Annotated in this window: 26 protein-coding genes and 3 pseudogenes; 16 read left to right on the top strand and 13 right to left on the bottom strand. The window is 59.3% G+C overall.

Annotated elements, in window-relative coordinates:
- On the bottom strand, positions 1-453 hold the full coding sequence (locus BRAGE_RS57780; protein ID WP_063617197.1) for a DUF6894 family protein: 453 nt from the start codon (positions 451-453) through the stop codon (positions 1-3).
- A 356-nt stretch (positions 454-809) separates the two neighbouring features.
- On the opposite strand from BRAGE_RS57780, the gene BRAGE_RS50680 reads away from it, so the two are divergent.
- Both BRAGE_RS50680 and BRAGE_RS0134505 read left to right on the top strand, forming a co-directional pair.
- Positions 810-1,868, top strand: a complete 1,059-nt coding sequence (locus BRAGE_RS50680; RefSeq protein WP_347336529.1) for a GAF domain-containing sensor histidine kinase — start codon at positions 810-812, stop codon at positions 1,866-1,868.
- Positions 1,869-1,998: 130 nt separating this feature from the next.
- On the top strand, positions 1,999-2,190 hold the full coding sequence (locus BRAGE_RS0134505) for a CsbD family protein (protein ID WP_027561323.1): 192 nt from the start codon (positions 1,999-2,001) through the stop codon (positions 2,188-2,190).
- A 556-nt stretch (positions 2,191-2,746) separates the two neighbouring features.
- Here BRAGE_RS0134505 and BRAGE_RS53695 read toward each other — a convergent pair.
- Together BRAGE_RS53695 and BRAGE_RS53690 are read right to left on the bottom strand one after the other, a co-directional pair.
- Complete coding sequence (locus tag BRAGE_RS53695; protein ID WP_027561322.1) at positions 2,747-2,986, bottom strand: hypothetical protein; 240 nt, start codon at positions 2,984-2,986, stop codon at positions 2,747-2,749.
- On the bottom strand, positions 2,983-3,198 hold the full coding sequence (locus tag BRAGE_RS53690; protein WP_084334564.1) for a hypothetical protein: 216 nt from the start codon (positions 3,196-3,198) through the stop codon (positions 2,983-2,985). The genes BRAGE_RS53695 and BRAGE_RS53690 overlap by 4 nt, the downstream gene beginning before the upstream one ends.
- Positions 3,199-3,663: 465 nt before the next feature.
- On the opposite strand from BRAGE_RS53690, the gene BRAGE_RS0134480 reads away from it, so the two are divergent.
- Positions 3,664-3,846, top strand: a complete 183-nt coding sequence (locus BRAGE_RS0134480) for a hypothetical protein (RefSeq protein WP_035730401.1) — start codon at positions 3,664-3,666, stop codon at positions 3,844-3,846.
- Positions 3,847-4,315: 469 nt separating this feature from the next.
- Here the strand turns inward: BRAGE_RS0134480 and BRAGE_RS0134475 are convergent, their stop codons facing one another.
- The 3 genes from BRAGE_RS0134475 to BRAGE_RS0134465 form a co-directional block, all read right to left on the bottom strand.
- Positions 4,316-4,585, bottom strand: a complete 270-nt coding sequence (locus BRAGE_RS0134475; protein WP_027561320.1) for a hypothetical protein — start codon at positions 4,583-4,585, stop codon at positions 4,316-4,318.
- Positions 4,586-5,146: 561 nt separating this feature from the next.
- Positions 5,147-5,323, bottom strand: coding sequence for a hypothetical protein (locus tag BRAGE_RS55270; RefSeq protein WP_156950899.1), 177 nt, complete (start codon positions 5,321-5,323; stop codon positions 5,147-5,149).
- 110 nt (positions 5,324-5,433) lie between these two features.
- Positions 5,434-5,646, bottom strand: a complete 213-nt coding sequence (locus BRAGE_RS0134465) for a hypothetical protein (RefSeq protein WP_027561319.1) — start codon at positions 5,644-5,646, stop codon at positions 5,434-5,436.
- Between the two features lie 217 nt (positions 5,647-5,863).
- Here BRAGE_RS0134465 and BRAGE_RS50675 point away from each other — a divergent pair, with 217 nt between their 5' ends.
- Positions 5,864-6,058, top strand: a complete 195-nt coding sequence (locus BRAGE_RS50675; protein ID WP_035730396.1) for a DUF6894 family protein — start codon at positions 5,864-5,866, stop codon at positions 6,056-6,058.
- Between the two features lie 208 nt (positions 6,059-6,266).
- The gene (locus BRAGE_RS0134455) at positions 6,267-6,725 is read left to right on the top strand and encodes a methyltransferase domain-containing protein (protein ID WP_027561318.1); all 459 of its coding nucleotides are present in this window, start codon (positions 6,267-6,269) and stop codon (positions 6,723-6,725) included.
- A gap of 515 nt (positions 6,726-7,240) precedes the next feature.
- Here BRAGE_RS0134455 and BRAGE_RS0134445 read toward each other — a convergent pair.
- On the bottom strand, positions 7,241-7,867 hold the full coding sequence (locus BRAGE_RS0134445) for a hypothetical protein (protein ID WP_027561317.1): 627 nt from the start codon (positions 7,865-7,867) through the stop codon (positions 7,241-7,243).
- 12 nt (positions 7,868-7,879) lie between these two features.
- Positions 7,880-8,200 carry a hypothetical protein gene (locus BRAGE_RS0134440; RefSeq protein ID WP_027561316.1) on the bottom strand — a complete coding sequence of 107 codons (321 nt, stop codon included), beginning with the start codon at positions 8,198-8,200 and terminating at the stop codon, positions 7,880-7,882.
- Between the two features lie 496 nt (positions 8,201-8,696).
- Here BRAGE_RS0134440 and BRAGE_RS0134435 point away from each other — a divergent pair, with 496 nt between their 5' ends.
- Both BRAGE_RS0134435 and BRAGE_RS0134430 read left to right on the top strand, forming a co-directional pair.
- The gene (locus tag BRAGE_RS0134435) at positions 8,697-8,984 is read left to right on the top strand and encodes a hypothetical protein (protein WP_027561315.1); all 288 of its coding nucleotides are present in this window, start codon (positions 8,697-8,699) and stop codon (positions 8,982-8,984) included.
- A gap of 233 nt (positions 8,985-9,217) precedes the next feature.
- Positions 9,218-9,613 carry a hypothetical protein gene (locus BRAGE_RS0134430; RefSeq protein ID WP_141263113.1) on the top strand — a complete coding sequence of 132 codons (396 nt, stop codon included), beginning with the start codon at positions 9,218-9,220 and terminating at the stop codon, positions 9,611-9,613.
- A 105-nt stretch (positions 9,614-9,718) separates the two neighbouring features.
- On the opposite strand, the gene BRAGE_RS56530 is transcribed toward BRAGE_RS0134430, so the two are convergent.
- On the bottom strand, positions 9,719-9,877 hold the full coding sequence (locus BRAGE_RS56530; protein WP_181411709.1) for a hypothetical protein: 159 nt from the start codon (positions 9,875-9,877) through the stop codon (positions 9,719-9,721).
- 21 nt (positions 9,878-9,898) lie between these two features.
- Positions 9,899-10,147, bottom strand: coding sequence for a hypothetical protein (locus BRAGE_RS0134420; protein WP_027561313.1), 249 nt, complete (start codon positions 10,145-10,147; stop codon positions 9,899-9,901).
- Between the two features lie 387 nt (positions 10,148-10,534).
- Between BRAGE_RS0134420 and BRAGE_RS50665 the strand changes: the two are divergent.
- A pseudogene (locus BRAGE_RS50665) lies at positions 10,535-11,596 on the top strand (extracellular catalytic domain type 1 short-chain-length polyhydroxyalkanoate depolymerase); the annotation flags it as partial.
- 235 nt (positions 11,597-11,831) lie between these two features.
- On the opposite strand, the gene BRAGE_RS0134405 reads toward BRAGE_RS50665, so the two are convergent.
- On the bottom strand, positions 11,832-12,791 hold the full coding sequence (locus tag BRAGE_RS0134405) for an alpha/beta fold hydrolase (RefSeq protein ID WP_027561312.1): 960 nt from the start codon (positions 12,789-12,791) through the stop codon (positions 11,832-11,834).
- 193 nt (positions 12,792-12,984) lie between these two features.
- A complete protein-coding gene (locus BRAGE_RS0134400; protein ID WP_231164196.1) occupies positions 12,985-13,602 on the bottom strand; it encodes a phasin family protein in 618 nt (205 codons plus the stop codon).
- 998 nt (positions 13,603-14,600) lie between these two features.
- Here BRAGE_RS0134400 and BRAGE_RS56525 point away from each other — a divergent pair.
- From BRAGE_RS56525 to BRAGE_RS50650, 6 genes are all read left to right on the top strand, one after another.
- Positions 14,601-15,020, top strand: coding sequence for a hypothetical protein (locus tag BRAGE_RS56525; protein WP_181411710.1), 420 nt, complete (start codon positions 14,601-14,603; stop codon positions 15,018-15,020).
- A gap of 166 nt (positions 15,021-15,186) precedes the next feature.
- Positions 15,187-15,933, top strand: a complete 747-nt coding sequence (locus BRAGE_RS0134385; protein ID WP_051378241.1) for an ABC transporter ATP-binding protein — start codon at positions 15,187-15,189, stop codon at positions 15,931-15,933.
- The gene (locus BRAGE_RS0134380) at positions 15,875-17,296 is read left to right on the top strand and encodes an ABC transporter permease subunit (protein ID WP_283808090.1); all 1,422 of its coding nucleotides are present in this window, start codon (positions 15,875-15,877) and stop codon (positions 17,294-17,296) included. The genes BRAGE_RS0134385 and BRAGE_RS0134380 overlap by 59 nt, the downstream gene beginning before the upstream one ends.
- The gene (locus BRAGE_RS0134375) at positions 17,293-18,009 is read left to right on the top strand and encodes a hypothetical protein (protein WP_027561308.1); all 717 of its coding nucleotides are present in this window, start codon (positions 17,293-17,295) and stop codon (positions 18,007-18,009) included. Before BRAGE_RS0134380 ends, BRAGE_RS0134375 begins: the two co-directional genes overlap by 4 nt.
- Before the next feature lie 577 nt (positions 18,010-18,586).
- Positions 18,587-20,008, top strand: coding sequence for an alpha-amylase family glycosyl hydrolase (locus BRAGE_RS50655; RefSeq protein ID WP_231164197.1), 1,422 nt, complete (start codon positions 18,587-18,589; stop codon positions 20,006-20,008).
- Positions 20,009-20,569: 561 nt separating this feature from the next.
- A complete protein-coding gene (locus BRAGE_RS50650; protein WP_084334562.1) occupies positions 20,570-23,920 on the top strand; it encodes an adenylate/guanylate cyclase domain-containing protein in 3,351 nt (1,116 codons plus the stop codon).
- Between the two features lie 104 nt (positions 23,921-24,024).
- On the opposite strand, the pseudogene BRAGE_RS57300 reads toward BRAGE_RS50650, so the two are convergent.
- A pseudogene (locus BRAGE_RS57300) lies at positions 24,025-24,393 on the bottom strand (hypothetical protein).
- Positions 24,394-24,405: 12 nt separating this feature from the next.
- Between BRAGE_RS57300 and BRAGE_RS50645 the strand changes: the two are divergent.
- Both BRAGE_RS50645 and BRAGE_RS0134355 read left to right on the top strand, forming a co-directional pair.
- Positions 24,406-25,450, top strand: a pseudogene (locus tag BRAGE_RS50645) (Ku protein).
- 358 nt (positions 25,451-25,808) lie between these two features.
- Complete coding sequence (locus tag BRAGE_RS0134355; RefSeq protein WP_027561307.1) at positions 25,809-26,030, top strand: hypothetical protein; 222 nt, start codon at positions 25,809-25,811, stop codon at positions 26,028-26,030.
- The last annotated feature ends 112 nt before the right edge of the window (positions 26,031-26,142 follow it).

Raw genomic sequence — 26,142 nt, 5'->3', positions numbered from 1 at the left:
CTAATTCGACGTCTTGTTCTGCTCCTGCGCGGTGCCCTGTTCGGACACAGCTTGATCGAAGGCTTCTTGGTCGGTCTGGGGACGTTTCGTTAGGAGGCCGAGCCAACCCTGAGCCACACGCAGCCATGAGGCCATATCGTCGTCATTACGCGCGCGATCCGCCATCTTCTGTGCCTCGGCAGCGTGCTGCCGATATTCACTTTCTTTGTTGTCCTTGGCGGCCTCTCCTATCTCGAACACGTACTTCACTTGCACCACCGGGCCATTGGCGTCGCGGACTTCGACTGCCATTTGATGACCCGTTCTGTCGGGTGAGCGGATTGCATCTCTGGCGATTTCCGACAGCGCTTTGGCTGCTTCTTGCTGCGCAGACAGCACGTCCGGCAACTCCATGCCCTCTTCATCGTGGGAAAGGTCGCTTCCATCTTTCAGGTCAAAATAGTAGCGCTTCATAGGACTAATCAAATCCATCAACCGCAAGCATTGAGCTTGGACGGGGATCGGGGGCCACATAGTTCCTGTAGGAACCGTCCATGCCCGAACTACCTTACTACTGTTTCCGCAAATTGCATCGTGCGCCGTAATCCATCGCTTACATTCCAGGGGTCTGACTCGGCTTACTGGGCGGATTTTGAGGCAATTCAGCCACTCGCGTTCCACCAACCTGCCCCCCACGATCGCCGCGACGAAGATGCCGGCGGCCAGTAAGCATACGCCCACAAATCCGTAAATGTCTCGACCATTCTTGACGTGGTGAGTCGAACGACGGGCATGGGGTTTACCGCAGTTGCCCGCGTCACCGAGGACAGATGGATCACCTGTGCATCGCGAGCGACCTTGCCTTCGGGCTGAAGCCGGGTGACGAGCTGAAGATCGAGAGCACGATTTGCCACGAAATTCGCCAAAGCCGCGAGGCTGTGATCATCGACAATGTCAGCGAGGACTCAGAGTACTGCAACCACCATACTCCGGCTCAGTACGGTTTTCAGAGCTATATCTCGGTCCCGATTGTTCTTCCGGATGGTTCATTCTTCGGAACGCTCTGTGCAATCGACCCGAAAACGCGCAAGCTAAATACCCCTGAAGTCGTTGGCATGTTCAAGCTGTTTCCGGAACTGATTGCAGCTCATCTCGACGCAGCCGAACGGATGGAATTGACCGAAAGTAAGCTTGCAGCGGAACGGAAGAATGCGGAGCTTCGTGAGCAATTCATCGCCATCCTCGGCCATGACCTCAGAAATCCGCTTGCCTCGATTCAGGGCGGCCTGCGGCTCTTAAACAAGAAGGTCGATCAGGAAGGGAAAGATTGGATCGCGCTTTTGCAGGGCAGCATCAATCGGATGGCGGGTTTGATAGACAACGTCATGGATTTCGCCCGCTTCCGCCTGGGTGCCGGGATGCAACTGAGGTCCGAACGCCAGGACTTGCGACCCATCATAATGCAGATCGTATCCGAGTTCGAAAGCGTGCACTCCGAGCGCCGCATTTTGTTGGATGTTGACGCACCAGCGGCGGTAAACGTTGATGCGGGTCGATTGAGCCAGATGATATCCAATTTGCTCGGCAACGCGATTACCTATGGTGCGCCCGACGAGCCCATCAATATCGTTGCGAGGTCCAGTGATGCGGGCTTTAGGATCCAGGTGATCAACAAAGGACCGCCGATCCCAGCGCAAGCGATGCCGCACCTTTTCACCGCCTTTCACCAAGGCGACGTTCTGCCTAACCAGAAGGGATTGGGGCTTGGTCTCTACATCTCACAGGAAATCGCAAGGGCGCATGGTGGACAGATCTCTGCCACTTCGACGGATGACAGCACGATTTTCACGGCAACCTTTGCAGCACGCACCGACCAACAGAAGCGATGAAGGCGCAGCACTCTCGTCGCAGAAGAGTGTTTTAGGCCAGCAGCAGACCACCACGGCGCACGTTCTACAGGAACCTCTCTGCTACGCTTTCGTTGTGCCACCGTCTTAAGAACGGCAAAGGAACACGATCATGGACCGCGAACATGTGAAGGGCGTCGCCGACAAGGCAAAGGGCGCGATCAAAGAGGGTGCTGGCAAGCTTACCGGAGACAAGGACCTCGAAGCCGAAGGCAAGATGGATGAGGCAAAGGGATCGGCCCACAAGGCTGCAGGAGATGTGAAGGACGCAGCGCGGGACGCCGCTGACGCCCTCAAGAGATAAGCAGAAGAAGGAAAATTGGAACCTAGCCGCCTCGGGGCGGCCTTTTCTTTTCTGTCATGAAAGCGGACAGGCTTGAATTTACTAGTACACGCCCTAATCAGAACTGATCCTGCAGGCGGCGATAGGCCGGATGCTCGGGGTTCTTGTTCTTGATCCAGTGATCGCAGCGGCCTTCGCGATAGGCGCGATCTGCCGCTTCGAGACCATGCCCTCCAGCCCCATGATGCAAGCGTGTTGGAATAGATCGGGGCCGACCTCGCCCTGCTCGAACAGTGCAGCGAAGACGCTCACGGGGCGGCGCGCCAGCAGCCGCGCGAGGTGTGGCTGCGCAGCTTAAGCGGCAGGCGGCGGTAGTGGTCGCCGTCCCGCGCGACATCTTCGGAGACGTCTCGCCAACCCTCGACCGGATTGAACGCGACGACGCGAAGCACCTGATCATATTGTCCGGCGAGCAAAGGCGGTGTGAGAGAAGGTCTGATAAAGCCCGCCGGTCCTTCGCCTTTACATAACCGGCGACGATCAGTTCCATTGCTTTGGACATACGAGCACACGCTTGCTAATTCAGCATTCCCTGTCGAAGATCATTCAGGAGCGCCAATGTGATCGCGCAATTAGGCTTGTGCTTGAAGACTTCCATGTAGACGCGCAGCGCTTCCTGATATTCGCCCTGCTTGAGAGAACCATTTGACTGCAGAGTCAGAACGAGAACCTGAAAAGCGGCCGTCATTGCCTCGAAATAGGCCTTTATGACTTCAGCCGGCGGCGCATCACTTGACGGTGCGGTGGGAGAGGTCATGCTCGGACCTCCGTATCACTCGGCGAGCTCTTTGGTGGGACGTTGATCGGGAAGCCCGAGGCGACAAGCTCATCCATTTTCGAGAGCTCTTCTGCGAGCCGCCGCTCAATAAATTGACACTCCAGATCCGACAGGTTCGTCTTGAGCAGTCGACGGTAGCGATAAACGGTGTTTCTATATGCGCGCATGCGGGCCGATTGTACGTCGAGCATCGTCGTCTCTCCAGACGGTCGCGTGTGGTCCTTGATTTTCTAAAATCGGGATTGGTGTTCCCGGTGCGAAAATAGGCAGCCGGAAATTGATGTCAAGAACGATGAACCGGATCAAGTTCGAGGATCGCCGCGAACCCGACCGAAGCCGTCAATGCACGATCCAATAGACCCAGGCGGCCCCAACCAGCACCATCAGGACCCATGATATCGCCACCAACGTCCAATCTCGTTTGCTAAGTCAGCCTGAAGCATCTGTTCCCCCAAAGGCCGCCTCTGTTGGCGGCCTCTCATTGATCACTCTTCAGCTTGCGGCGACGCATGCGGAGTTGAACCAGACCCTTGAGGCCATAGAACAGGAGCGTAAAAAGTGAGGTCGGAAGCTGTCCGTATTTGAGCCCACGTGTCCTATGTTGTTTTCAGGCGCGTAGCTGGTGGTACAATCGTTCCATATGGGGAACGGCCGCCATGGACTACCGCGCTTACATCCTTGATGATGACGGGCGCATTACCGGCGTTGTGCATGAGCTGGATTGCGCCAACGATGAAGAAGCCAAAGAGAAGGCGGCCCAATTACTCGATGGGCACGACCTTGATGTTTGGCAGCTAGAACGACACGTCGGTCGGCTGAAGCACCACACAAGGCAGTAAGGCCGCCTCAGTTTGCGGTTCCCTTTTGCGGGTGCGCTAGAAACCTGAGCCCGTTTTGGTACTTATACGTGATGCAACGGGTTTATTTGGTTCGGGTCACAACCGACAGCGGCGAACGCCAGCTCTGGCTAGCAGCGACGGAGCGAGGCGCCGCTGTGGATCGAGTGCTCGACGCCATTCCCGAAGGCTGGGCAGCGAGCCTAGTTGAACGGGAGTTGGATGCGGACCTGACAGCTTCATTGAACGTGCAGCCCGGCGAGTCCGGCGACACCTGGTGTCCTAATTCCCCTGTGCGGGTACGAACGGCCCCGGGCATCTCCGGGCTGGAGGACCGAGAGGCACCGGGACCGCCCGACGCGCCATATTCAAAGCGGCGCGCCGGCCGATAGGGTCGCGCCCGGGACTCACCCCTGGAGTCTCAAATGATAGAGCGTCCTAAATTTAATCTGAACAGCACCTATGGCTCGCTTCAGAGAGGCCGCGCACCGTCTTTGTTGAGCAGCCTGACGTAAGTTCCGCTCTCATGCAGCTCGAGCCAGCCGTGCTCGATCGCATATCGGAGGCCGTTCCCGAACTCCGGATGGCCACGGCTGCCCTTCAAGAGGGCCACGAATTGCGCGTTGATCCGCTCGATGTAGATCCGGCCGTCCTGCACGGCAGGCGTGGCAGCGGCGATTTCCACCAGTTTGCGCGCCGCGGCTTCGGGGTCAGAGTAGGGACGTTCTCCAGTCATCTTCAATCAGCGCTCCCCCGGCCAATGAAAGTGGGTTAGTGGCGGATATCTTGGTGGTACGCAAGGCCACCAGCTGGCTGCGATCAGCGGTTCTTCTCGGTCGAAGCCTCGGCGAAGAAGGCTGCCAACTCGATCGCTGCGGCCCCTTGATTTCAGCAAGCTTCAAGGTAGGGCGCACGCCCGCCGGCTGGCCGGTGACGAGAGCAGGGCCGCCGGTTCACGCTGGTGAGCCTTGAACTGAGATGCCCTAAGTTCATTTGTCAACTTTCCTGAGTCATCCGTTGCAGTACATCGCCAATCTCAGTTCGATGCGCACGGGGCTTGGAATGCTGACTGCCGAAGAATGCCGGAAGTTAGCGTTGGATTATCGGAGGAAGGCAGACGTTTCCGGCGTCACTCCACGAACCGCCACCGTACTTAGGAACATCGCGAAGAGCCTCATAGGACTGGCCAAGCAGTATCGAGGATGAAGAACGACGCGCGCGTTGAGCCGCCTCAATTGACGGCCTGGGCGGGCCTTCGCTTCCCTGTTGAGCGGCCGAGGAACCAATCTCCAGGTCCAAGGGTTTACGGTTCGCTTCTGGCCGCGTCGGGATGTGTATTCACGTAGACCGTGTTCTTTGTTTTCTTTGCGCCGACGAGAACACCAATAAAGCCGGCGACCACAAGGAACGCCCCTGCGATCATCAGCCAGTGGGGCAACTTCAGCATTGCGACCAGCGATAGCCATGCAGTCTCCGCCAATATCTCTACTCCTTGCCGCGGGTTCACGCTCGCGGGCCTGTACTCCGTTAATCACCCGTACCGAAAAGAATAGACGCCTGAGTTCCCTGCCTGCTGGCTGCCGCCGGAATTCAGTCCGGCGCTTCACGCCCCTGGGTAGTCAGCTCGTATCGATCGCCGTTCTTCGTCAGCCAGCCGCCCTCGACCAACCTGAGTGCAAACGCTTTCGTGCAAACGGGATGAAAGGCGGCCAACTGATAGATCTGGTCGTTTCGCTCGATCAGGTAGCCGTAGAGCCGGGCCCGCCGCAGAATCCTACGTACCTCTGGCGATAGGACCAACATGATAATCGCTCAAGCATCGGTTTGAGGGAGTGTTCCTAAGAATGGCGAGACACTGCGGGGTGCTCATTGCCGCACCTCGCCGGTTCACGCTGGTGGACCTCTGTGCTAGCAAATTGGCGTGTCGCGCCGATCGTGCGGAACGTCGCGGCCCCGGCCGCAGGAGCTCTTCCAGAGCGGCGCCTGCGGCCGATCGTTCTGGATCCCAGAGTTGTTTAACATGGACGCTGTGGAGCGAGAGGCTGCGCGGACCATGGCCGATGCAGCAGCGGAGAATTTCCAATTGCCAATCAAGCCTTCCGAGGCTTCAATCGAGGTGCGCGACGATGCCGGGCCGCTCATGCAGGTGCGGTTCACAGTTGAGATAGAGCGCCTGAGGAGCCAACAGACTCCTCTCAATGTTCATGACGCCTGAAGAGGGCTGAGGCCGAACGGTATCGCCTCAGAATGCGCGCGAGCTACTGTGCACAGTGGGTGTGGAAGACTCAGATCTACGGTCTTGGACTCGCGAGATGCTGCTCACACTCCTGGTGAAGGCTTCGCGGCCGTTGATTGTTTTCAAATATTTCTGGATTGTCGTAAAGGTTTGGCACCAACCATAGAGTGTGCCGAGCCCGCCAGTTATGAATTTTGTCCGAAGAGTGAAGCGTAAGTTTTTCCGGCCGCGGCAAGTCATCGAAGGGTACGAAGACCCTGAGCTGGTTGAGACAATCTTCCTCAAGACAATCAATCACACGCCTCAAGGCGGCTGGCCCTTAGTTTCGGCGATTAAGACTGTCCTCGATTTTGGCGGCGGTGCGGGCCTGCATTACAAGATTGCCCGGCAGCAATCCCCGGACATCCGATGGGCGGTAGTTGAGACGCCAGCAATGGTCCAGCGCGCGAAGGAGCTCGCCACCGACAAGTTGATGTTCTTCGAGGATATTGAGTCGGCTGCCGCCTGGCTCGGTAGTGTGGACCTTATGCACTCGAATGGAGCCATACAATACGTCCCGGACGCACTGGCAACCATCAGGACGCTGTGCTCCGTTCGCCCAACAACCGGCATTCTGCTGGAGCGCCGGTCAGTTCTTTTGAGCTAGATCAAAAGCCTAGACTTTGACTATCCGGTTCGGCTGAGGTCTGCTTCTGCCCTTCTCGGACCTCGTGCAATGTCAGCTCCTACGCCGCTGTCGGGGGTAAGCTGACACGTCACCCGGGGCTTTGGCTGCGAGGAACTTTGGGACCGACCTTCGCTTATTTTGCCGGTGACTGTCTCAGTCCCACGAGGCAAGAGCCTGTCCGGAGGCCCCAGCATCATCATGCCCCCCGGCCCGATGCTGGGGCCACCACGGGGAGGCTAAATTGGACGAGACTTGGAGAGTCGTTTTCGCGATCAGTGCGACGATTGCAGTCGCCGCTGGCTCCTTCTTCGCCATCCGGTTCATTATCGGATTGCACCTCTGACCGCTCGTTCACGTCCTAAGTTCAATTTTGAACCAATGCGGTCTGTTGCTGCCGAAGCCTGACACCTCTCTCGGCCGCAAGATGCAGGAGCCATTCAGCTCAAAAAAGGCCCCGCAGCGCGGAGCCTTTGTCTTGTCGAGATTGACGAGGCCTATCGCCGCGCACCGGCGCCGTAGAGCTCGCGCTCGCGGCCGATGTCTTCCGGAGACAACGGTGGGCTTGCGGCATCGAAGTCGGTCCAGCCGGCCTTTTGCCAAGCGGAGCTGCGCTCTTGAAGGTTGACGGACCTCTCATGGAGAAGCGCATCGAGACGCGCGCGATCGTTGTCGGGCACCCTTGCGGAGACGAGCGTGCCGCCGCGGCGAACGCCTTCCGCATAGCGCGATGCGTCTTCCCTGGAGACGCCTGCCTGGGTTAGCGCGCCGACGATGCCGCCCGTGGCCGCGCCCGCGGCCGCGCCGGCGGCCGTGGAAGCGAGCCATCCCGCAGCCACGACCGGCCCCAAACCGGGAATGGCCAATAGGCCCAGGCCGGCGAGGAGACCTGCCGCGCCGCCGATTCCGGCGCCAATGCCGGCCCCCGCGCCCGCCCCCTCGGCGCGATCATCGACGCCGTCGTGGTCACGGTCGACTTTGCCGCGCTGTGAAGCGTACCAATTGTCGGAATTGTTGGCGACGATGCTGATGTCGGAGTGCGGCACGCCGGCACTCTCGAGCCGGGTGACGGCCCCCTCGGCATCGGAATAACTGTCGTAGAGGCGAGAAATTGTGGTCGTCATGCTATCTGCTCCTTATTTTGCGGGGTTCACGTTGCCCTTGAAGTCGACGCTGACGTCGGTCTTGGTGCCGGCCTTATCGGCCTTGCCCCGCCAGACGCCTTCGTTGTCCTTCTGCAGGCCGGAGACGTTGGAATATCCCGCGTCCTCGATCCGCGATTTCGCTTGGCCCTCGGTAAAGCTGTTGCGGCCCGAGACCGGTGCGTTCGAATTGTTCTTATCGGAACTGTTGACGGCGTTGTTGCCAGGCCCGCTTTGTGCGGGCTGCGACTGGGCACCCGCTGGCGGGGACGCGAGCAGCAACAGGGTTGCGGCCAGCAAAGTTAGACGTTGCATGTTTGTTGTCTCCTGCAAGTGATTGTGCCGGCTACAACAAGTGAGATTCGAATTAGTTTCTACTGCGCGAAGGTGCGTAGTGCCGTAGTCCGCTCTCGCTTTACGAAGCGGCCGTGCGATACAGTCGTGATCGGATCGAAAGTTCTAGGACCGTGCGTGCCCAAGCATTCGAGGCCAATTCGGACGGAACTCCCAACTTCAGTAAGCGGCAACGGCTTGAGATCGGACAATCGAACGGCGTCAGGTCAACGATCGGCGTCGAGGGCGACATGGCCGCAGTGGCAATAGAGTGGCGGTTGCTGATCTTTTCAGGCCCTCTCTCAGCAGATTCGGTCGCTTCCTTAGCCTCTCGAGTAGGACATTGCGAGCATCAAGGCCAGCTTTCAGGCGCTTTCAGAGCGCGCCACGGCATGGCTGCCGTCGGAGATTTCCACGCCCTTGGGTATTGCCCGTTGCATTGAGGTACGGAAACATGCGGGATCATTGAGGACTATCCATGGGGCTTTCGATTCGTTTTTATCTGTTTGCCGAAGACGGCCTTCAGAGCATCTCGCAACGAGTGATGATGGGTTTGATCCGCAGCAAAGACGCGATGCCGCAGTACGCCGGGACAAAGCAGAAGGTCGCGGACGTAATCCTGGAGAGCGAGGGCAAGAGGCCGGTTCGCATCGAGAGAGTGCAGGGCAGCTATCTGACGTTCGATGAGAACGACAAGTGCACAAGGATCTCGTGGCTTCGGGTTTCGCAGCGCTGTAGACGGGCATGGCGCTCTAAGAGGCTCTGAAGAAGCCTCAGACGAAAATCGTTGATCTTACTCCTAAGCTCAATCGGGAGAAGTGGGAGCGCGAGAACCGGTGGACGCCCCCCCAGGAGGACCTGGACGCAATTGCGGATGATATCTGGCGGCGCAAGCGCGCCGGGCAGCCCAAGGTCGAGCGGGCCAAAGGAGCGGCTCCCAGGCCCCTCAAATTGACGTGGGAGGCCGAGGAGGCCGTCCGAGAGATCGGCAAAAATCTCATGACCATCGACAACAAACTCAGACGGCTCACTGAGCCAGCGCTGAAGGGCGTCGCTTTCAAAGCGCGCGAGAACGCGAAGGTCGAGGCCGACGCGGCAATGTGGCTAGGTGTTGCCGAAGCGGCCGATCGTTGCCGCGAAATACTTGTCCGGCGGCGAACGGGTCGCGGCGTTTGGTACGCGATCGTGCAACTGCTGAAGTGGGAGGCGTCTCGCCGGACCGCAGAAGCGGCGGCTTCCTTCCACGAGCGGCATAACTCTAGGGCGGAGGCAGAAGACGCCGCTCGGCGAATGCTCGCGGAGCATGCAAAGCACTTCTACAGCGACACCTCTGTGGAGGCGGAGGTGCTGTGCGAGCTCGAATGGGACGAAGAGACCGGGATGAGGCTGCTGTAGGGTCGTGCCTCTGGTAAAACGTGACATACCCGATGGTGAGGCTTTGGCGCTCCACAAACGAGTTGAAAACCTGCGCCATGTCGGCAGACCCGAGGATCTGCCTTTTTAGCAATCCGAGTTCGCTCTGAGGTGATCAATCGAGATGGGCGAGCAAGGTGCCTCGCTGGGCGCGTCCTCGACTTCGCCGGTCGCTATCCTGCCGATCAGCATGGCGTTCTGTGCGGTGTCGGCGTGGCGCTTCTCGCCCTTATTGCCCTTGGGCATCGGTCCACTATCCTTCGTGATCTAATTGAACGCGCCAGCGCGCCACCGAGCAGCATAGGCCAGTCGGTCTCTTTCCTCATTTTCTTTGGTTTGGAGATTGCCCCGCGTCCATCTCACTTGGCCGTCGCGCCAAACCTCGCCTCTGGCGGTCTGATCGCTGAAATCAGCCAATCCGGCTCCGGTGATCCAGCGAATGGCCGCGCCTTCTTCGGCGAATTGGCGCGTCTCAATGTGGTTGTCGGACTCCCCGATCAATTTTGCCGTGTACATAAGCCGCCTCCGTTGACGGCCATTCTATCACGCGAAGGGCGGTCTAATGAGGGCGTCAAGCTGACGAAATTTCATCTGAGGCACGACCTGCTGTAGCGAGGAACGTGAGGCGAACAAATTCCCCGCTCTTTCCCCGCCTGTTGCTCCTTAGTTCTGCTTTTTCGTGCCTGTAACTGCCGAATAGGCACGAGGGCGAATTTTCAGAAAGCGCTGCGTTTTCAGAGGTTTTAATGGTGGGCGCACAAGGGATCGAACCTTAGACCTCTCCCTTGTGAAGGGAGCGCTAAATGACCGGGGCACCCCAGGTGGGGCGGAAGGTGGGGCGGCTGGCCAGAATTCAACATCTGCTATGGAAAAAAGTAAGGCGCGACTGGCATCACCACAGCACCGACGTCCCGCAGCGCCGCTCAGGCGCTTCCGCGGCTCGAGCCGCCGACCATCGACGCGAAGGCTGACCTCGTCGAGGAAAGGGAACGCCGGTCGACCTCGCAGCCTAGCTCCGTTCAGGGCCGTAAACGTACCTCACCGCTCGATGGCATGAGGAAGTTTTCTGAGGTCGGCCTGCAACGTCCTATGAGACGCCGTTCACCATCAACGCCGGATATTGTGCCGGACGGCACACGGTTCATCGCCGGCAGCTACAGCAACGCGGCGGGGAGCCGGACCTACAAGCTGTTCGTTCCGAGCCGCTCTGAGGGAAGGCAGCTTCCCCTTATCGTCATGCTCCATGGTTGCACGCAATCGCCAGAAGATTTCGCCGCCGGCACCCGGATGAACTTCCTGGCGGAAGAGCAGAATTGCTTCGTGGTGTATCCCGAGCAGCCTAGCGGAGCCAACCAGTCAAAGTGCTGGAACTGGTTTCGCACGAGCGACCAGCGCCGCGGCGAGGGCGAGCCCTCGATGATCGCCGGCATCACGCGTCAGATCATGCGCGACCATGCGATCGATCCGAAGCGTGTCTATGTCGGGGGCCTGTCTGCCGGCGCCGCCGCGGCTATCATGGGCGCGACGTATGGCGACCTGTACGCTGCCGTGGGTGTTCATTCGGGACTGGCGTGCGGGGTCGCGAGCGATCTTCCCTCTGCGTTCGCCGTCATGCGGCACGGAGGCGGCTCCAAGGCAATTGCGGATGACAAAACATCTGTCATCCCGACCATCGTCTTCCATGGCGATCGGGACACGACGGTGCATCCAAAGAATGGCGATCGGATCATCGAGCAGTCAGCGGGCGCGACGAGACTGACAACGAAGGTACTTCGCGGACGCGTACCCAACGGTCACGCCTATACTCGCACCGTCCTGAGCGACGTGGGCGGTCGAAAAATCTTCGAACGCGCGGGACACGCGTGGTCGGGCGGCAGCCCCGCAGGATCCTATACCGATCCGCAAGGGCCGGATGCAACGAGAGAAATGCTGCGCTTCTTCCTTGAGCATTCGCTTGATGAATAGTCGGACTTCGCCAACGCGTTCAGGTACGCCGCTGGGCGCATTTCTTGCGATCTCAGAATCACCGGGCTTCTGACCTCGCGCCTCGGCCCCTGCGAGGTGTTGCGTTGAGCGATGCTTTCGCACCTGGGCTATGAATGAATGTGCAGTGTGAATGGCTCCGCGTTCGGCGCTCCGACGCCTCTGCACTTTTTGGCAGGCCGGGGCCCCGAGCAAGGCGGCTTTGCAAGAAGAAAGCCTACGTGATCCTCATTGGTGCGGTGAGTCCCAGCGCCGCCACGGCATCCGCTATTCCCGGCGGATCTGCATAGGTAGCCATATGACCGGCATTCTCGACCAGCTGCAGCAGGGAGCGGGGTAACGCTTCGTGCAGGCGGCGCGATTGGTCGGCCTCGATGAGCCGGTCACCCTTTCCATGCACGATCCTAACGGGGCACCGTATGTCCCGATATTGATGCTGCAATTGCGCGGCAGCTGGGATAAGGAACGCGCTCTCCTCGGCGGCTGCCCTCAACTGCTTAGGCCGGAGAGTCAAGGAGATCGGAAATTCGTTCTTGAATTCGGGCGGAACCGCACGCGGCGCGAACAGCGTGCGCATCAGCTTCGGCATAATGGCCCACGATATGATGGGCGAAATAGTGTAGCGCATCAGGTCGCCGAGCAGTGGTAATGCCGGACTCGACATGAGCCAAAAGTCCATCCGAGAGGTTGGAAAATAATAGCCGGACGCAAGCACGAGCCCACTCACGGCATAGCCGCTTCTCAGCGCCAGCGCGATTGCCACCAGCGTTCCCCAGGAGTGGCCGAGCACCACCGGCTTGCGCACTCCAAGCTGATCAAGAGCCTTAGCGAACAAAGAAGCTTGCGTTGTGGGCGTCCAGATGCGCGTACGCGGACGGTCGCTGTAGCCAAATCCGGGGCGGTCGAAGAAAATGACGCGAAAGTTGTGCGCCAATCGATCGACCAGACCACTTAGGATGAGATCCTGAATCATGGTGCCATTCCCGTGGAACAGGACCACGCAAGGCGCGCCGGCATCACCGCGTTCGATATAGTGCAGGCGCACTCCGTCGCACTCGATGAAAACGCCGATCGGCGGATTCTTTCGCTCGGCGGCCACCTGAAATGCGATATTGCCGAGTATCAGAACGACAAGTATGGCCAAAATGATGAGTAGGACCGTTTCAGTTGTGGACATTTGTCAATCCTTAGACGGTACGCGCTGGCGCGGTATTTCGACTGAACAACTGAGGACCTCGGCTCGAAAGGCCAATGGGCACCAAGCGGAGGCTCACTACGGGGCACGCGCGGGCTCACAACGAGGGAGCGGAATCGGGCAATTGGCCCCTCAGCCGAAGGCAAGCAAACCCGTGCAGCGGTGAGGCTTGCCGTTATCGTGCCACCGCCTCGATGCGCCAGAACGGATATGCAGCCATTTCTTTCGAATGCTGCCCGAACATATCGATCCGTTTGCTTGCAAATTCAGAAACGACGGCGAACCATTCAGCTGGCGACCTGATCGCTGCAAACCTCAGGCCGAATTCAAAGGCAAATTGCGCGTTAGACTGGGCTATTTCGAGAAGCTTCGCCTGATAAGCCTGCATGTTTACCGTCGCTAAGGTGAAAGCTTTTAATGGATCGCTGTCTCTCATCCTCTTACTGAGGTCATCTGGTATGGCATCCACCCGAGTCTCAATGATGGGAGCCTCGTGTTTTGGATCGTCATTCGGAGTCGGTTTAATTGAGACTGTCGCAACAGAGCGAAGTGGATTCTCGTTCGCGCTTCTAACAATGGCCTGCTTGTTCCGTTGAGGCCGCGCGACCATTTTCGGATTGCGCGCGCGCTTTGACGGTGTTGCCAGCTTACGTTTGCTTGACTTACGTTTGCTCATCCGAAGCTCAACAATAGGGGGAACGACCACAACGGTCATTTCTGAAAATACAACAGGGTTTGGAAGTCGGCGTTCCAAACGCGCGAAATGTGCGAGTTCCGCACGGTCGCCGCTCAATCGCGCGCTCTGATGTTGATGATGATTTTAGGTAGCAGCTCCATCCCACGAACGCCGAGCTTGCGATCCGCGAGATCCATGTCTGACGGCGGCCAGTCCTAGGACAGTCAGCCCCGCTCGTTATGCCGATGCGGCGCGGCGGCGCTTTTAGCGCCCGTACAGAGATATCGCCGTCGACCGGGTAGAGCTCGCTGACCAGCACGTCGAACGCCTCACCGAGCATGCTCATCAAGAAGAACAGGATCGTTGGTCAGCTTGAAGAGAACCGCGAGTGCTGCGTCCTGATTTTTCGCGACGACGATAGCAGTCACCGTTACTCGCAAGGGAAGAAGGGGAGGGACGGGAGAGGGATAGCCTCCTGAAGAGCGGTCGACCTAGAACTATCGCCTCTTTCACGCCATTGATCTTCTTTCCATCGGGAGAAGGCCATGAACCGAAAATCTCCTCTTCTTACGCCTGCGTTGTCCCTCGCTGTTACACCTGTCCTCGCCCAAGGTGGCGGAGGCGGTGGCGGTGCTGGTGGAGGTTCACGGCAACGAACGGCGCCAACAGCACCAACAACAATCGGCAGATGAGCCCCGCCGAACAAGCAAGAACTGGGATCAAGACGCTTCCTCAGGACCAAGCTCCCGGCGCCGTCAGTGCCCCAGCCGTTGGCGTGGGTCACGCCGCGAACGGCTTGCCGATCGGCACTCCAGGCTCTCGGACCAGCAACGTCGATCAGAAACAGCCTTTTCCTGCCTTTCAATGAAGATAATCCGAAGTGAATATCTCAGGCGGTCGCGAAAACTTGTGACGGAGTTGCCCTTGAGGCTTCGTTGGCCGAGATAGGTTCGCTCTTTTGTGGAAGGAGAAGTGCGCAAAGACGTGATGACGAGGAAGAGGCCGCCATTGAGGCAGCTCTATTTCCCCATACACTCAGCCATGGCTCTGCTCGCGCGTCCGGAACGGAAGACCTCTCCTTTTGTTCAATCTCTAGAGAGTTCAGGAGAAGGGTCATGATCGCTAACAGACTTACTATTTTGGGCGCGGTGCTCGCCTTCGGCACCAACTCCGTAAATGCCGGTCCCTGCAACACGGCGAGCCGCGATGCGGGATCAGGAAACGTCCCGGGCTATACCGGGCAAACCATCGGTTCCACCGCATCTGATGCCAAGGAACATCCGCCGACATCTTCGATGGGCAAAGCTTCAGAGCATACCGCGACGTCGTCGGAAGACGCGCAGCGCCAGATGCAGAGCCAGCCTACCGCTGCCGAGCAGTCAACGGCAACCCAACCCGCACCCTCCACGCAGGCACCGGATAGGACGGCAGGCACGGTCGAGCAGACCCGTCCCGCGCCCACTGAGCAATCAAAGAAGGCAACGGCCGGGGCGGCCGAGCCTGCACCGTCCCAGAAAATGGCGACGGACTGCTAGAAGCGCGGGGTTCAAAGGGTCCAATCTGACCGACCGTGGGGCGTCGCGTCTGGGTGGTTCCTAATTGACAAGTAGGCCCGCTTTGGCAGAGTCGGGGCCTGGGGATGCGATCTCCCCATGAGGCGACATGCCCAAGCATCGCGTCCGGACTCCTGAAGGACGCAGCATGTCAACCGTCAACGACAGGTTTTCGCCAGATCGTTCGGCGCCTTTGCTGAGCGTGAAAGACCTGACCAAGCACTATGGAAGCGACGGCGCCGCCATAGACCGCGTGACGTTCTCTGTTGTCGCGGGCGAAATCCTCGGCATTATCGGTCCAAATGGCGCGGGCAAGACGACGCTGTTGGAAGCCGTTGCCGGACTTCTGCCGGTGAATTCGGGGGACGTTTTTTGGCGCGGAAAGCCGCTGCACGCCGACCTTCGGCGGGGCGTCCTGTTCTACTTGCCTGACGGCGTCCGTCCGTACCAAGATCAGTCCGCACTCCAGGTCGTGTTGTTTGTCGGAAACGTCTTTCGACGATCGGACGCAGATATCAGGTCGACCATTGAAGCGCTCGGGTTGCAGCCGGTGCTTCGAAAGCGCGTAGACGCTCTGTCAAAGGGCTATGCCCGACGCCTGATGCTAACCATCGGACTGCTCGCGCCGCACGACCTGCTACTGATGGACGAGCCGTTTGACGGATTTGACTTGCGGCAAACGCGCGACGTCATGGGCGTATTGCGTCGCCAGACGGTACGCGGGCGCACGCTGATACTCTCCATTCATCAATTGGCGGACGCCGAACGGGTCTGTGACCGCTTCATCCTGCTCTCGGCAGGGCAGGTGCGCGGGTCCGGAGGACTTGCGGAACTACGTGCGCAGACGGGACTGCCGAACGGCTCACTGGAGGACATCTTCCTTGCACTCACGTAAGGCATCCGTGCGGCGTACCGCCCCGATCGTTCCGCTGCTGGCAAAGGAGCTCCGCGAGGTCACGGCCGGGCGAGCGCTTTGGACCATGTTGCTACTGGCTTGCCCGCTCGTCGGGTACAGCTTCGTCCAGGCGGTGTCGCTGTACAGCGAGTCAAGTGCAGCGGCCCTGCAGTCGCCAGTTCTGGCGAGGAGCTTGTCACCACTCGATGGAATCTTGGTTCCGACATTTGGGGCGTTCTATGTGGCGGTGACGCTGTTGTTTCCTTTCGTGGCAATCCGGGTGCTGAGCCAGGAGAAGGAAAGCGGCGCATTGCGCCTGTTGGTTCAATTGCCGTACCGACCGTCGACCCTGATCGCCGCAAAATTCTGCGCCGTGCTCGCAGCTTGGCTCATGGTGAGCATCCCTGCGCTTTCCTCGCTTGTCGTATGGGCCGTATTGGGCGGCCATCTGGCTGCACCGGAGACGCTGAACCTTTTGTTCGGTCATTTGCTCTATGGTCTTCTGGCTGGCTCCATTGCGCTGTTCGCCGCAGTTATCTCCGACAATTCGGCTACGGCCGGCATTACGGCGCTTGCAGTTACGATCGGGTCGTGGGTGTTGGACTTCACGCTCATGGGCCGCCCAGGTCTGTCGGCTTGGCTTGCGCAGTTGTCGCTGACCCAGACGCTGCGTCCCTTCGAGCAGGGACTTCTCTCGTCCGGCCTGGTGTTCGGCATAGCGGCCGTCGTTGGTGGGCTCGCCGCGCTGACAATCGTTTGGCTTCCGCCTGGTACTCCCGTGCGAGTAAAAATGATCCGCTCCGGGATATGGGTACTGGTGATCGTGGCTGGGCCCGGTGCCGCGACGCAGATCAAGGCGTCCGTGGATCTTAGCGAGGATCGCCGCAACTCCTTTTCGTCTGCCGATGAACGCTTACTTGCCACACTCCAGCGTCCCTTGGTCATTAGGGTCAACCTCGCGACTGAGGACCCCCGCTACGTCGATCTTCGGCGGAATGTCCTCGGGAAGCTCGAACGCGCCATGCCTGACGTCAGCGTCGTTCTCGCGAGCGAGCGGTCGAAGGTTACCAATCCATCAGATGCCTATGGCCAAATCGAATATGTCTACGGTGATCGAACCGACGTAAGCCGCTCCACCAGTCCGAGGGAAATACTGCCGCTGCTCTATGCGCTTGCGGGCACACAGCCGCCGGCGCCCAGCGTTGGTGAAGACTACCCTGGTTATCCTTTGGTCGTTAGCGCCGACGCGGCGCTGCTGTGGTTCTTCGGCGGACTGCCGCTCCTGATCGCTCTCGCATGGCGACAGATTCGCCAGCTCCCTCCAGACAAAGGATATCTCGTTCATCAAGGAGTTAAGCCATGAGCACTAGCAAGAAAATCGGAGCAATCATCCTTTCGGCCATCGGATTTGCGGCGCCCGGTTTGGCCGCAGAACCAATTAAGATCGACCTCTCGAGTGAGGCCATCGGCGCGGAGCCAAAGTCGCTGGTGCCAGTGGTGGGCGTCTGGAGAGTCGAGGAGGAGGGCGGCAAGAAGGTGATCACGGTCGATGGTCGCCAGTGGAAGGAAGGACAATCGTCGGCGGGGATCGCGGACAAGGCACGTGCGCTCTACGGGGAACGATACGCAGAGTTCCTCGATCGCGTGCAAGCATATGCCTACTATCCGTACGCGGTTGCGCCGAAGATCGACAATTTGACCGATGGCGAGATTTCGGTGCGCTTCGAAGGCCTGTCCGGTCGCATCGACCAGGGCGCCGGCATCCTATTCAACCTCAAGCCAAACGGGGACTACCTGACAGTCCGCGCGAACTGTCTTGAGAACAATATCGTGCTGTGGAAGTTCGAGAACGGCAAGCGCTCCTCCGTGAAATGGGTACGCAATACGCCGACCGCGACGCGGCAGTGGCATGACCTCAAGGTCCGCGTGAACGGCACGAAGGTGGACGGCTATCTCGATGGCAAGCTCTATCTGGAGCACGCGCTGGCTCAACCCATCTCCGGGCGGATCGGGCTCTGGTCGAAGGCCGACAGCCACATGTATTTCGCGGATTACATCGTGGCGGCCGGCAATTGAACAGTACTGAGGCGATATGGATGCGACCGACAATATGCCCGTCGCACCCTTTCACGTTTAGAGCCGTCTCAGGTTTGCTGCGCCAGGAAAAAAGTGCAATCTGTGAACTAAATCATTTGAGGTTGAAGGAGGTCGTGCCTCACTGAGGGAAGGCGAGTTCGAGGATTGCACCAGGAGGAGGGCAATGCCGCTCACCACGGAGACGACCTCGTTCACCAAAGACGTTCAGGGCCGTTACCTCTGCAACAACCTTGCGGAGCTCATGCGTGGAAATCCGCAGGCGGGCGTCCGTTCGACTTCATCATTGTGGGGGGTGGGACGTTCGGCTCGGCGATTGCCGAGCATTTGTGGTTCCGTCAAAAACAGACCGGCGGCGGATTGCGGACGCTGATCGTCGAGGCCGGGAGGTTCACCGTTCCCGAGCACGTCCAGAACACCGGGATCCAGGGGTTCGCTGACCCGACTAATCCATTCTTCCTGAACGAGAACCTGCCGCAGCCGGAGCAGCCACGCAACGAGGTCTGGGGCATCCCTTGGAAGTCGACCATTCCCTTCAAGGGTCTGGCATATACGCTGGGTGGCAGATCGCTTTATTGGGGCGGCTGGTCGCCACGTCGATCGTGTCCGCGGCCTCGTAGCCTATCTTGCTGACCTCGGGATCAATGCCATCGAGATCATGCCGCTATCCAACGTCGGCAACTCGGTCGACTGGGGGTATCTGCCGATCGGTTACTTCGGAGTCGATGAGCGCTTCGGCAAGCGGTCGGATTTCCAGCAGCTGGTCGACATTTGCCACCAACACGGGATCGCCGTGATCGTGGACGTAGTCTATGGCCATGCGGGCGTGGATTTCCCGTACTACGATGCCTATACGCGGCTGAAGTACCGCGAGAATCCGTTCATGGGGCCGTTTGCCAAGGACTACTTCAGAAATTTCGGCAAGAGCACGGATTTCAATCGGGCAATCACGCGAGACTACTTCTTTACGGCCAATCACCATTGGCTCGACGTGTATCACGTCGATGGCTTTCGCTACGACTGCGTCCCGAACTACTGGGACGGGCCGATGGGTGTGGGCTACGCGGGCCTTGTCTATGAAACGCACCAGTTGACGAAGGCGAACATTGCGGCAGGTCGTCCGTATTGGAGTCGCTTCGACGCGGGAGCCGGCAAGCCGCTGGCGCTGGTGCAGATGGCCGAGCAGCTCGAAGCCCCTGAGGAGGTGCTGCGGTCTACCTATTCCAACAGCACGTGGCAGAATGGCACCTTCGGCGCGGCGCGCGCGGTGGCCCAAGGCGACCGCGGTCAGCTTTCCGACCTCGGCCTGAAGCTCGGGCTGTTCGGCTACCCGGACCGCGAAAGTGTCAATGGCGACGAGATCCCCAAGACCGCGCTCCAGTACATCGAGAACCACGACCACGAACGATTCCTCTGCAACTTCGGCACCTCCAATCCGGATGACGCAGGCAATCCGCTGTTTGCGGAGGGCGACCGCAGGCGCTGGTACCTGCTGCAGCCCTATTTGATCTGTTTGCTGATGAGCAAAGGCATTCCGATGCTCTGGCAAGGCGAGGAGTTTGCGGAGAACTACTTTCTGCCCGATTTCGGAATGGGCCGGGTATTGCTGCTGCGACCCATGCGTTGGGACTTTTTCTACGACGAGTCAGGCCGGCCGATCGTGAGCCTGGTGCGCAGGCTGCTGCGCATTCGGCGGCAGAGAGACCACCTTCGCCAAGGCACGTATTTCTTCTTCAATGATTGGGACCGGTATCAGCAGTTCGGCATCCTGCTGTTCGCGCGTTACGACGGCGCCAAATACACCTTGGTCGCCGTCAATTTCGGCGATACCGACCGGACCATCCCCTTCTGGTTTCCTATGGCTGGCGACTACGTCGAAGAGCTACATGGGGGCGCTCTAGATTTGAAGAATGTTCCGGCGCTGCAGCAGGTCTGGCTGAACATTCCCTCGCACTACGGACGAGTATGGACGCTGACGTAGGAGCACAACGCAAGTGTTTGGTCGTCGAGAAAGACTGCCCAACGCTCAGCTTGGTGAGGGCGCGGTGGAGAGAGGCTCACCCGACGGACGGGGCCCAGACGTCCTCTGAGATTGCCGCTGTCTCCAGCACGTTGTCGGCTCCGGATTGAGTTTACGTAGAGGGTGTCACACGCTGGCCGCTTCCTCGCGAACAAGGCCACAACGCTAGCTGATGTCCGCTTCTGGGCACGATGCGAATCGTCACTTCGCGTTTGGGTCGCGTGAGGTTTCATCAGCTTTTTTAGATTGAAAATGGGCTTGAGTCGCAGAGTGTTAGCCAGTTCATAATTCATGTCGGGCCTGCCGCCTTAAGCTTTGTAAGACAACCGCTCGGGAGGCAACGATGACACCCGATTGGCTCATTTTCCCTGCGACTATCGCCTGTGTCTGCATCCTGATCATTGTGAGTCTGATGGTCCTTGGCGCTTGGTAGGCGACTGAAAGAGTATCTTCGAAGAGTTCTGGATATTTGCCTTATACCGACGTGGACTCATATAGGTCAGCAGTTCGATCGGGTGCGACATGGATTGCCCGAGTTGCGGCAGAGTCAACCCAGAGGGAAGAAAGGTCTGCGGCGATTGCGGCGCGGCGCTATTCTTCCGCTGCCCAGCTTGCGGCGCGGACAACCCGCCGGGCAAGAAATTCTGCGGCGACTGCGGTGCCCAGCTCGTGCCGACTGTAGTGGCCTGCGCATCGACAGCCACCGTGCCACCGCTCACGGAGCGCTCAAGCCTGTCACCCGGGCCATCTTCATCCGCCGAGCGTCGCCAGCTGACAGTAATGTTCTGTGACCTCGTCGGCTCGACGGCGCTTGCGACAAAGCTCGATCCGGAAGATCTAGGGAAGATAATCGCTGAGTATCGCGACAGCGTCGCCGCGGCCGTTCGCAAGTACGGTGGTACCATTAGCCGCTACATCGGCGATGGCATGCTCATCCTGTTCGGCCATCCTTTGGCCCATGAGGATGATGCCGAACGCGCGGTGCGCACCGCGCTTGAGATCGCCGCCTCCATGCGCGCGCCGCGAGGCCCACCGGCGTTCGAGTTGCGGGTTCGTCTGGGGCTCGCAACTGGTCTCGTCATGGTCGGCGACCTTATCGGCTGCGAAGCTGCGGAGGCACAGGCGGTCCTTGGCGAGACGCCGAACCTGGCCGCTCGGCTGCAAGCACTCGCCGAGCCAGATGGGGTGGTAATTGCTGAGGACACGCGGCGGCTCATCGGGGGGCTCTTTGACTACGAGGATCTTGGCGCGGTCACGCTAAAGGGCTTTGTCGCGCCGGTGCAAGCCTGGCGGGTATTGCATGAGGGGAGGGCTGAAAGTCGTTTTGAGGCGCTACACCCCTCAGTCCTCACCCCACTGGTTGGGCGTGACGATGAACTAGTGCGGCTCGAGCGGAGCTGGCGGCGTGCGCGGGCGGGTTCCGGCCAAGTGGTGCTGCTCGCCGGCGAGGCAGGGATCGGCAAGTCGCGCCTCGTCGCAGCTATCCAGGAGCGTATCGAACGCGAACCGCACACCTGCTTGCGCTATTTCTGCTCGCCGCATCATCAGGAAAGTGCGCTCTATCCCTTCATTGCGCAACTCCAGCGAGCGGCTTGTTTCGATCGCGAGGACACACCGAGGGCCAAGCGTGACAAGCTTCGAGTGCTGCTATCCCCGGCATTGCCGCCCGACGAGGATGCGGCGATCCTGGCCGAACTGCTGTCGATCCCGAACGGTGATCTGTACCTGCCGTCTCCCTTAACGCCGCAACAAAGGAAGGAGAGAAGCTTCGCCGCCCTGATTAGACAACTCGAAGCTCTCGCGCGACGACGTCCAACCATGATCGTGTTCGAGGACGTGCAATGGATTGATCCGAGCTCGCGCGAGTTGCTAGACAGGACGGTCGATCGTATATCGGCCCTAACGGTCTTGGTGCTTGTCACCTACCGTCCGGACTATCAGATCGTTTGGACCGAGAAGCCGCATGTCAGTTTGTTAGTGCTGAACCGGCTTGACCAGAACGCGGGCGCCGCGTTGATCCGGAGCGTGGCCGGTGCCCGCACGCTGCCGACCGAAATCGTCAATGAAATTTCTGAACGAACAGATGGCGTTCCGCTGTTCGTTGAGGAGTTGACCAAAGCGGTGCTTGAAGCGAGCCCCGAGGAGATCCCGCGGGCCATTTCGTTCGCGCCGCTGCCCGGAGTTGCTGTGCCGGCCACGCTGCATGCTTCGTTGATGGCGCGCCTTGACCGCATCGGTCTGATAGCAAAGGAGGTGGCGCAAGTCGGCGCTGCCATTGGCCGCGAGTTCTCCTACGATCTGCTTGCCGCGATCGCACAGCGGCGTGACAGCGAACTGCAGGCGGCGCTCGACCGGCTGATAAGCGCCGGGCTCGTATTTGGGCGCGGCGAACCGCCCGACGCGAACTTCTTGTTCAAGCACGCACTGGTGCAGGACGCGGCATACGGCACAATGTTGCGCAGCCAACGCCGCAAACTTCATGCGCGGATCGCGGACGTGCTCGAGGAGAGGCTCGCTAGAGGCATCCAGGAGCAACCAGAGATCCTTGCTCACCATTGCGGACATGCTGGTCTGATTGAGAAGGCGGTTTCCTATTGGCGGGAGGCGGGTGAGCGTTCCAAGGCTCGATCGGCAATGACAGAAGCGATCGGGCAGATGAGAAGGGCGCTCGACCTGCTTCTCCAACTGCCGGATACCCCCGGGCGCCAGCGCGTCGAAACAGAACTTCAACTCGCGCTCGGTGGAGCGCTAATCGCCGTGAAGGGCCATGCGGCCGAAGAAACAGGCAAGGCCTATGCTCGGGCCCGCCACCTCTGCGAGCTCCTGAACGACAGCCCGACCCTGCTCAAGGCGCTCTGGGGCGAGTTCGTGCATTTTCACGTACGGGGTGAAACAAACAGATCCCATCATATCGCCGAGACCCTGCTCGACTTCGCCAAACGACAGAAGGATACGGCGATTCTGGTCGCAGGTCATCGCGCAGTCGGTGATAGCTGGCTCCATCGCGGCCACTTGACCTTGGCGCGCGCTCATCTCGAGCAGGGGCTCGCTCTCTACGATCCGGCGCAGCAGCGTTCTCTGACGGCTCTGTTCGCGGAAAACGCCCGCGTGGCAATGCTCTCGTTCTTGTCACTGACATGTGGTCTTCTTGGCTTCGCAGATCAGGCGCGCAATCAGAGCAATGATGCTTTGGCAGAGGCGCGCGAATCGTTGCACCCGATCAGCCTTGCATTTGCACTTAGCGTCACGTGCCGGCTGCATTTCGTTCTCGATGATGCGGCCATGGTGGGCTGCCGGGCAGAGGAGCTAATCGCGCTTACCAAGGAGCACCGCTTTGGCTTCTTTCTCGCGATGGGCACCGCATATCGCGGCTGGACGTTGGTCGAGGCTGGTGACACCGAGGCTGGAGTGGAGTTACTCCGACGCGGTATTGAAGGATTCCAGGCGTCCGGCGCCGCATGGATTCTGCCGTTCTATCTTGCCCAACTTGCGACAGCGGAGGCAAAAGCAGCGCGGTTCGAAAATGGGCTCGGCCAGCTAAGCGAGGCGTTGGTACTAACCGAAAAATCTGGGGTGCGATGGTTTGAGGCGGAGCTGTTGCGGCGGAGAGGTGAGCTGATGCTGACTGTTCGACCAGGTGCCGAGGCCGACGCGGAGTCCGATTTTCGCCATGCCATCACGATTGCGCGCGAACAGAAGGCGAAACTTTGGGAACTCCGCTCTGCCCTGAGCTTGGCTCGGCTTTGGCGCAAACAAAACAAGCGCGATGAAGCACGCCGTCTACTGGCGCCGGTCTGCCGCTGGTTCAACGAGGGTTTCGACGTGCGCGACTTGACCGACAGCATGGCGCTGCTGGAAGAACTAGGCGTGTAGATGTGTGGCAATCCCTGTAAAGGCGTCCCAACCGCGCGAGAGCCTTGCGGTCGCCGCCGGAGAGTGGCGTCGGGTGGTGTTTCGGTGCCATGGCCGTGCGCCGGCTATGGCATGTCGAACGACGGCCAGCAGCCGTCTTCCTCGTTGCCGCCCGGTGCGCTGCGAGCACGTGGTGTCCAGCAGGCGCTGTCCGACGTTCTTCCACAGAGCCTCCAGTCCGTAGCGGCGCACTGCATCGGCCTTCTGATCTCGACGATCCGGGCGCAACGGCGACAGTTCACCCTCAGAACATGTTGGCTGATCTGGCTCAGCCGTAGCGCCGCTCCAGAGGGGACCGGCCGAGTATCGGCGCAGGGATCGTCCAGGAGGGCTTGCCAGTATTCGGGTGGTAGATCAGGCATCCGGGCCAATCCCGGCTTCGCAGCCATCTGTTTCGGGGTCGGCATGCGCCAGCTCGCGGGTCGATCGCTCATGCCAGAGAACAAATGTCGGGTCCGACCAAAGGAGGCTCGCCAAAAATTTGGGGTTGGAGGTGTCGGAACCAGCCGCTTTGGATCGTCTTGAATCCAGGCCGCCCCGAAACGGAGTTCTGCGTAAATACCCCGCGCGCCAACTGGAAAGGCTTCCTGCGTCTGTCCCTCGTGACGTGCCCGTGGCGCTGTACCCGGCGACATCCGAATCCGAGAAGATCTCCTTCAATCAGCTCAATCGGCAGACGGGCCACCGCATCAAGTATCTCAAGGTTGATGCGGACACCGGTGACGAGGTCGCCATGAGGACATCGTCAAGGGATAAGAGCTGGAGAAGGGGAAGTTCATCGAGGTGACCAAGGAAGAGCTCGAAGAGGTCGCGCTGGAGTCCACCCGCACGATCGAGATCGATGAGTTTGTCGATAAAACCGATATCGATCGTCGCTATCTGATCCGTCCCTACTATCTGCGGCCTGATGGCAAGGTCGGTCATGATGCATTTGCTGTGATCCGTGAGACCATCCGCGAGATGAACAAGGTCGCGATCGGCCGTGTGGTGTTGACCAATCGCGAACACATCATTGCTCTTGAGCCCATGGACAAGGGGCTCGTGGGAACGCTCCTGCGATACCCCTATGAAGTCCGCAGCGAGCAAGAATACTTCGACGAGATTCAGGACGTCAAAGTCACCAAAGACATGCTGGATCTAGCCAAGCATATCGTGAACCAGAAGGCCGGCAATTTCGATCCCGAGAAGTTCGAGGACCACTACGAGAGCGCATTGGTCGAACTGATCAACCAGAAGCGGGCAGGCAAGGTGATCCGGCCGATGGAGCGGCCAAAGGGCGAGAATGTCGTCGATCTGATGGAGGCGCTGCGACGCAGCGTCGGAAGGGAAGCACCGCCCGAAGCAGCAACAGCTCCGAAGAAGTCAGCCAAGAACCCGCGCAAGGCGGCGACTGGTCAGAAGGAAATGCTGATGCAGATAGCCGGTAAGAAGCAGGCGAAGGCGACGGGGATAAAGAAGCCGTCGGCCAAGCAACAGCGTCGCTCTGCGTAGTTTGCGATTGGTAGGCGGCGACCAGATACCGATGCTAGGTGCGACGCCGCATCTCGGACTCGCTACGAGACCGCCAAAAGGTCATTAGACGCTTCCAGAATGGCAAGGATGGTGCATCGTCCTGGTCAAGAACGAATGCCGGTGCGCAGCCGTCAAACTCTGTAAATCGCTCTAACAGCCCCTCCAGTTGCGACGGTAGTGGGGGAGTATCTCTGCGCGTTCTTAACGCGCGAGGCTACTCCTACCTCCGCCCAAGCCGCCAATATTTTCGCGTAATTTCATCCGCCGGGCGCAAGCGTCCGTTGTCCTCCGGTTTCCCGTGGTATGATTAAACGTTCCTGGCTGGGGAGATATCCGAATGTCTACCTACCTACGCTTACACACACTCAATTTGCAGCCGGATATGGTCAACCGCATCCACGCGGCTTATGAGCAAGCGTTGCACTCGCTTTGTGTCAAGGATCGCGACGACCCGCTGACGGAAATGATTGCAAACAAGATCGTCAAGATCGCCCAAAGCGGCGTCCATGATCCGGCGGAGATTTCGCGTCTGGCTATCGAACAACTCGAGATGAGGTAACTGAGTGGGAGCTGTTAGGGCTCTTAAGCTGCTTCGTGAGCTCAGCTTAGCAACTTTCGCTCCTGCAGACAGTTGCCCCGATCACCGGCTAAGACTGACTTTCTGTAGCTAA

Origin of the sequence: Bradyrhizobium genosp. SA-4 str. CB756 (assembly GCF_000473125.1) — a bacterium.
Classification (GTDB): Bacteria; Pseudomonadota; Alphaproteobacteria; order Rhizobiales; family Xanthobacteraceae; genus Bradyrhizobium; species Bradyrhizobium arachidis.
This window is presented reverse-complemented; position numbering and strand designations above follow the sequence as displayed.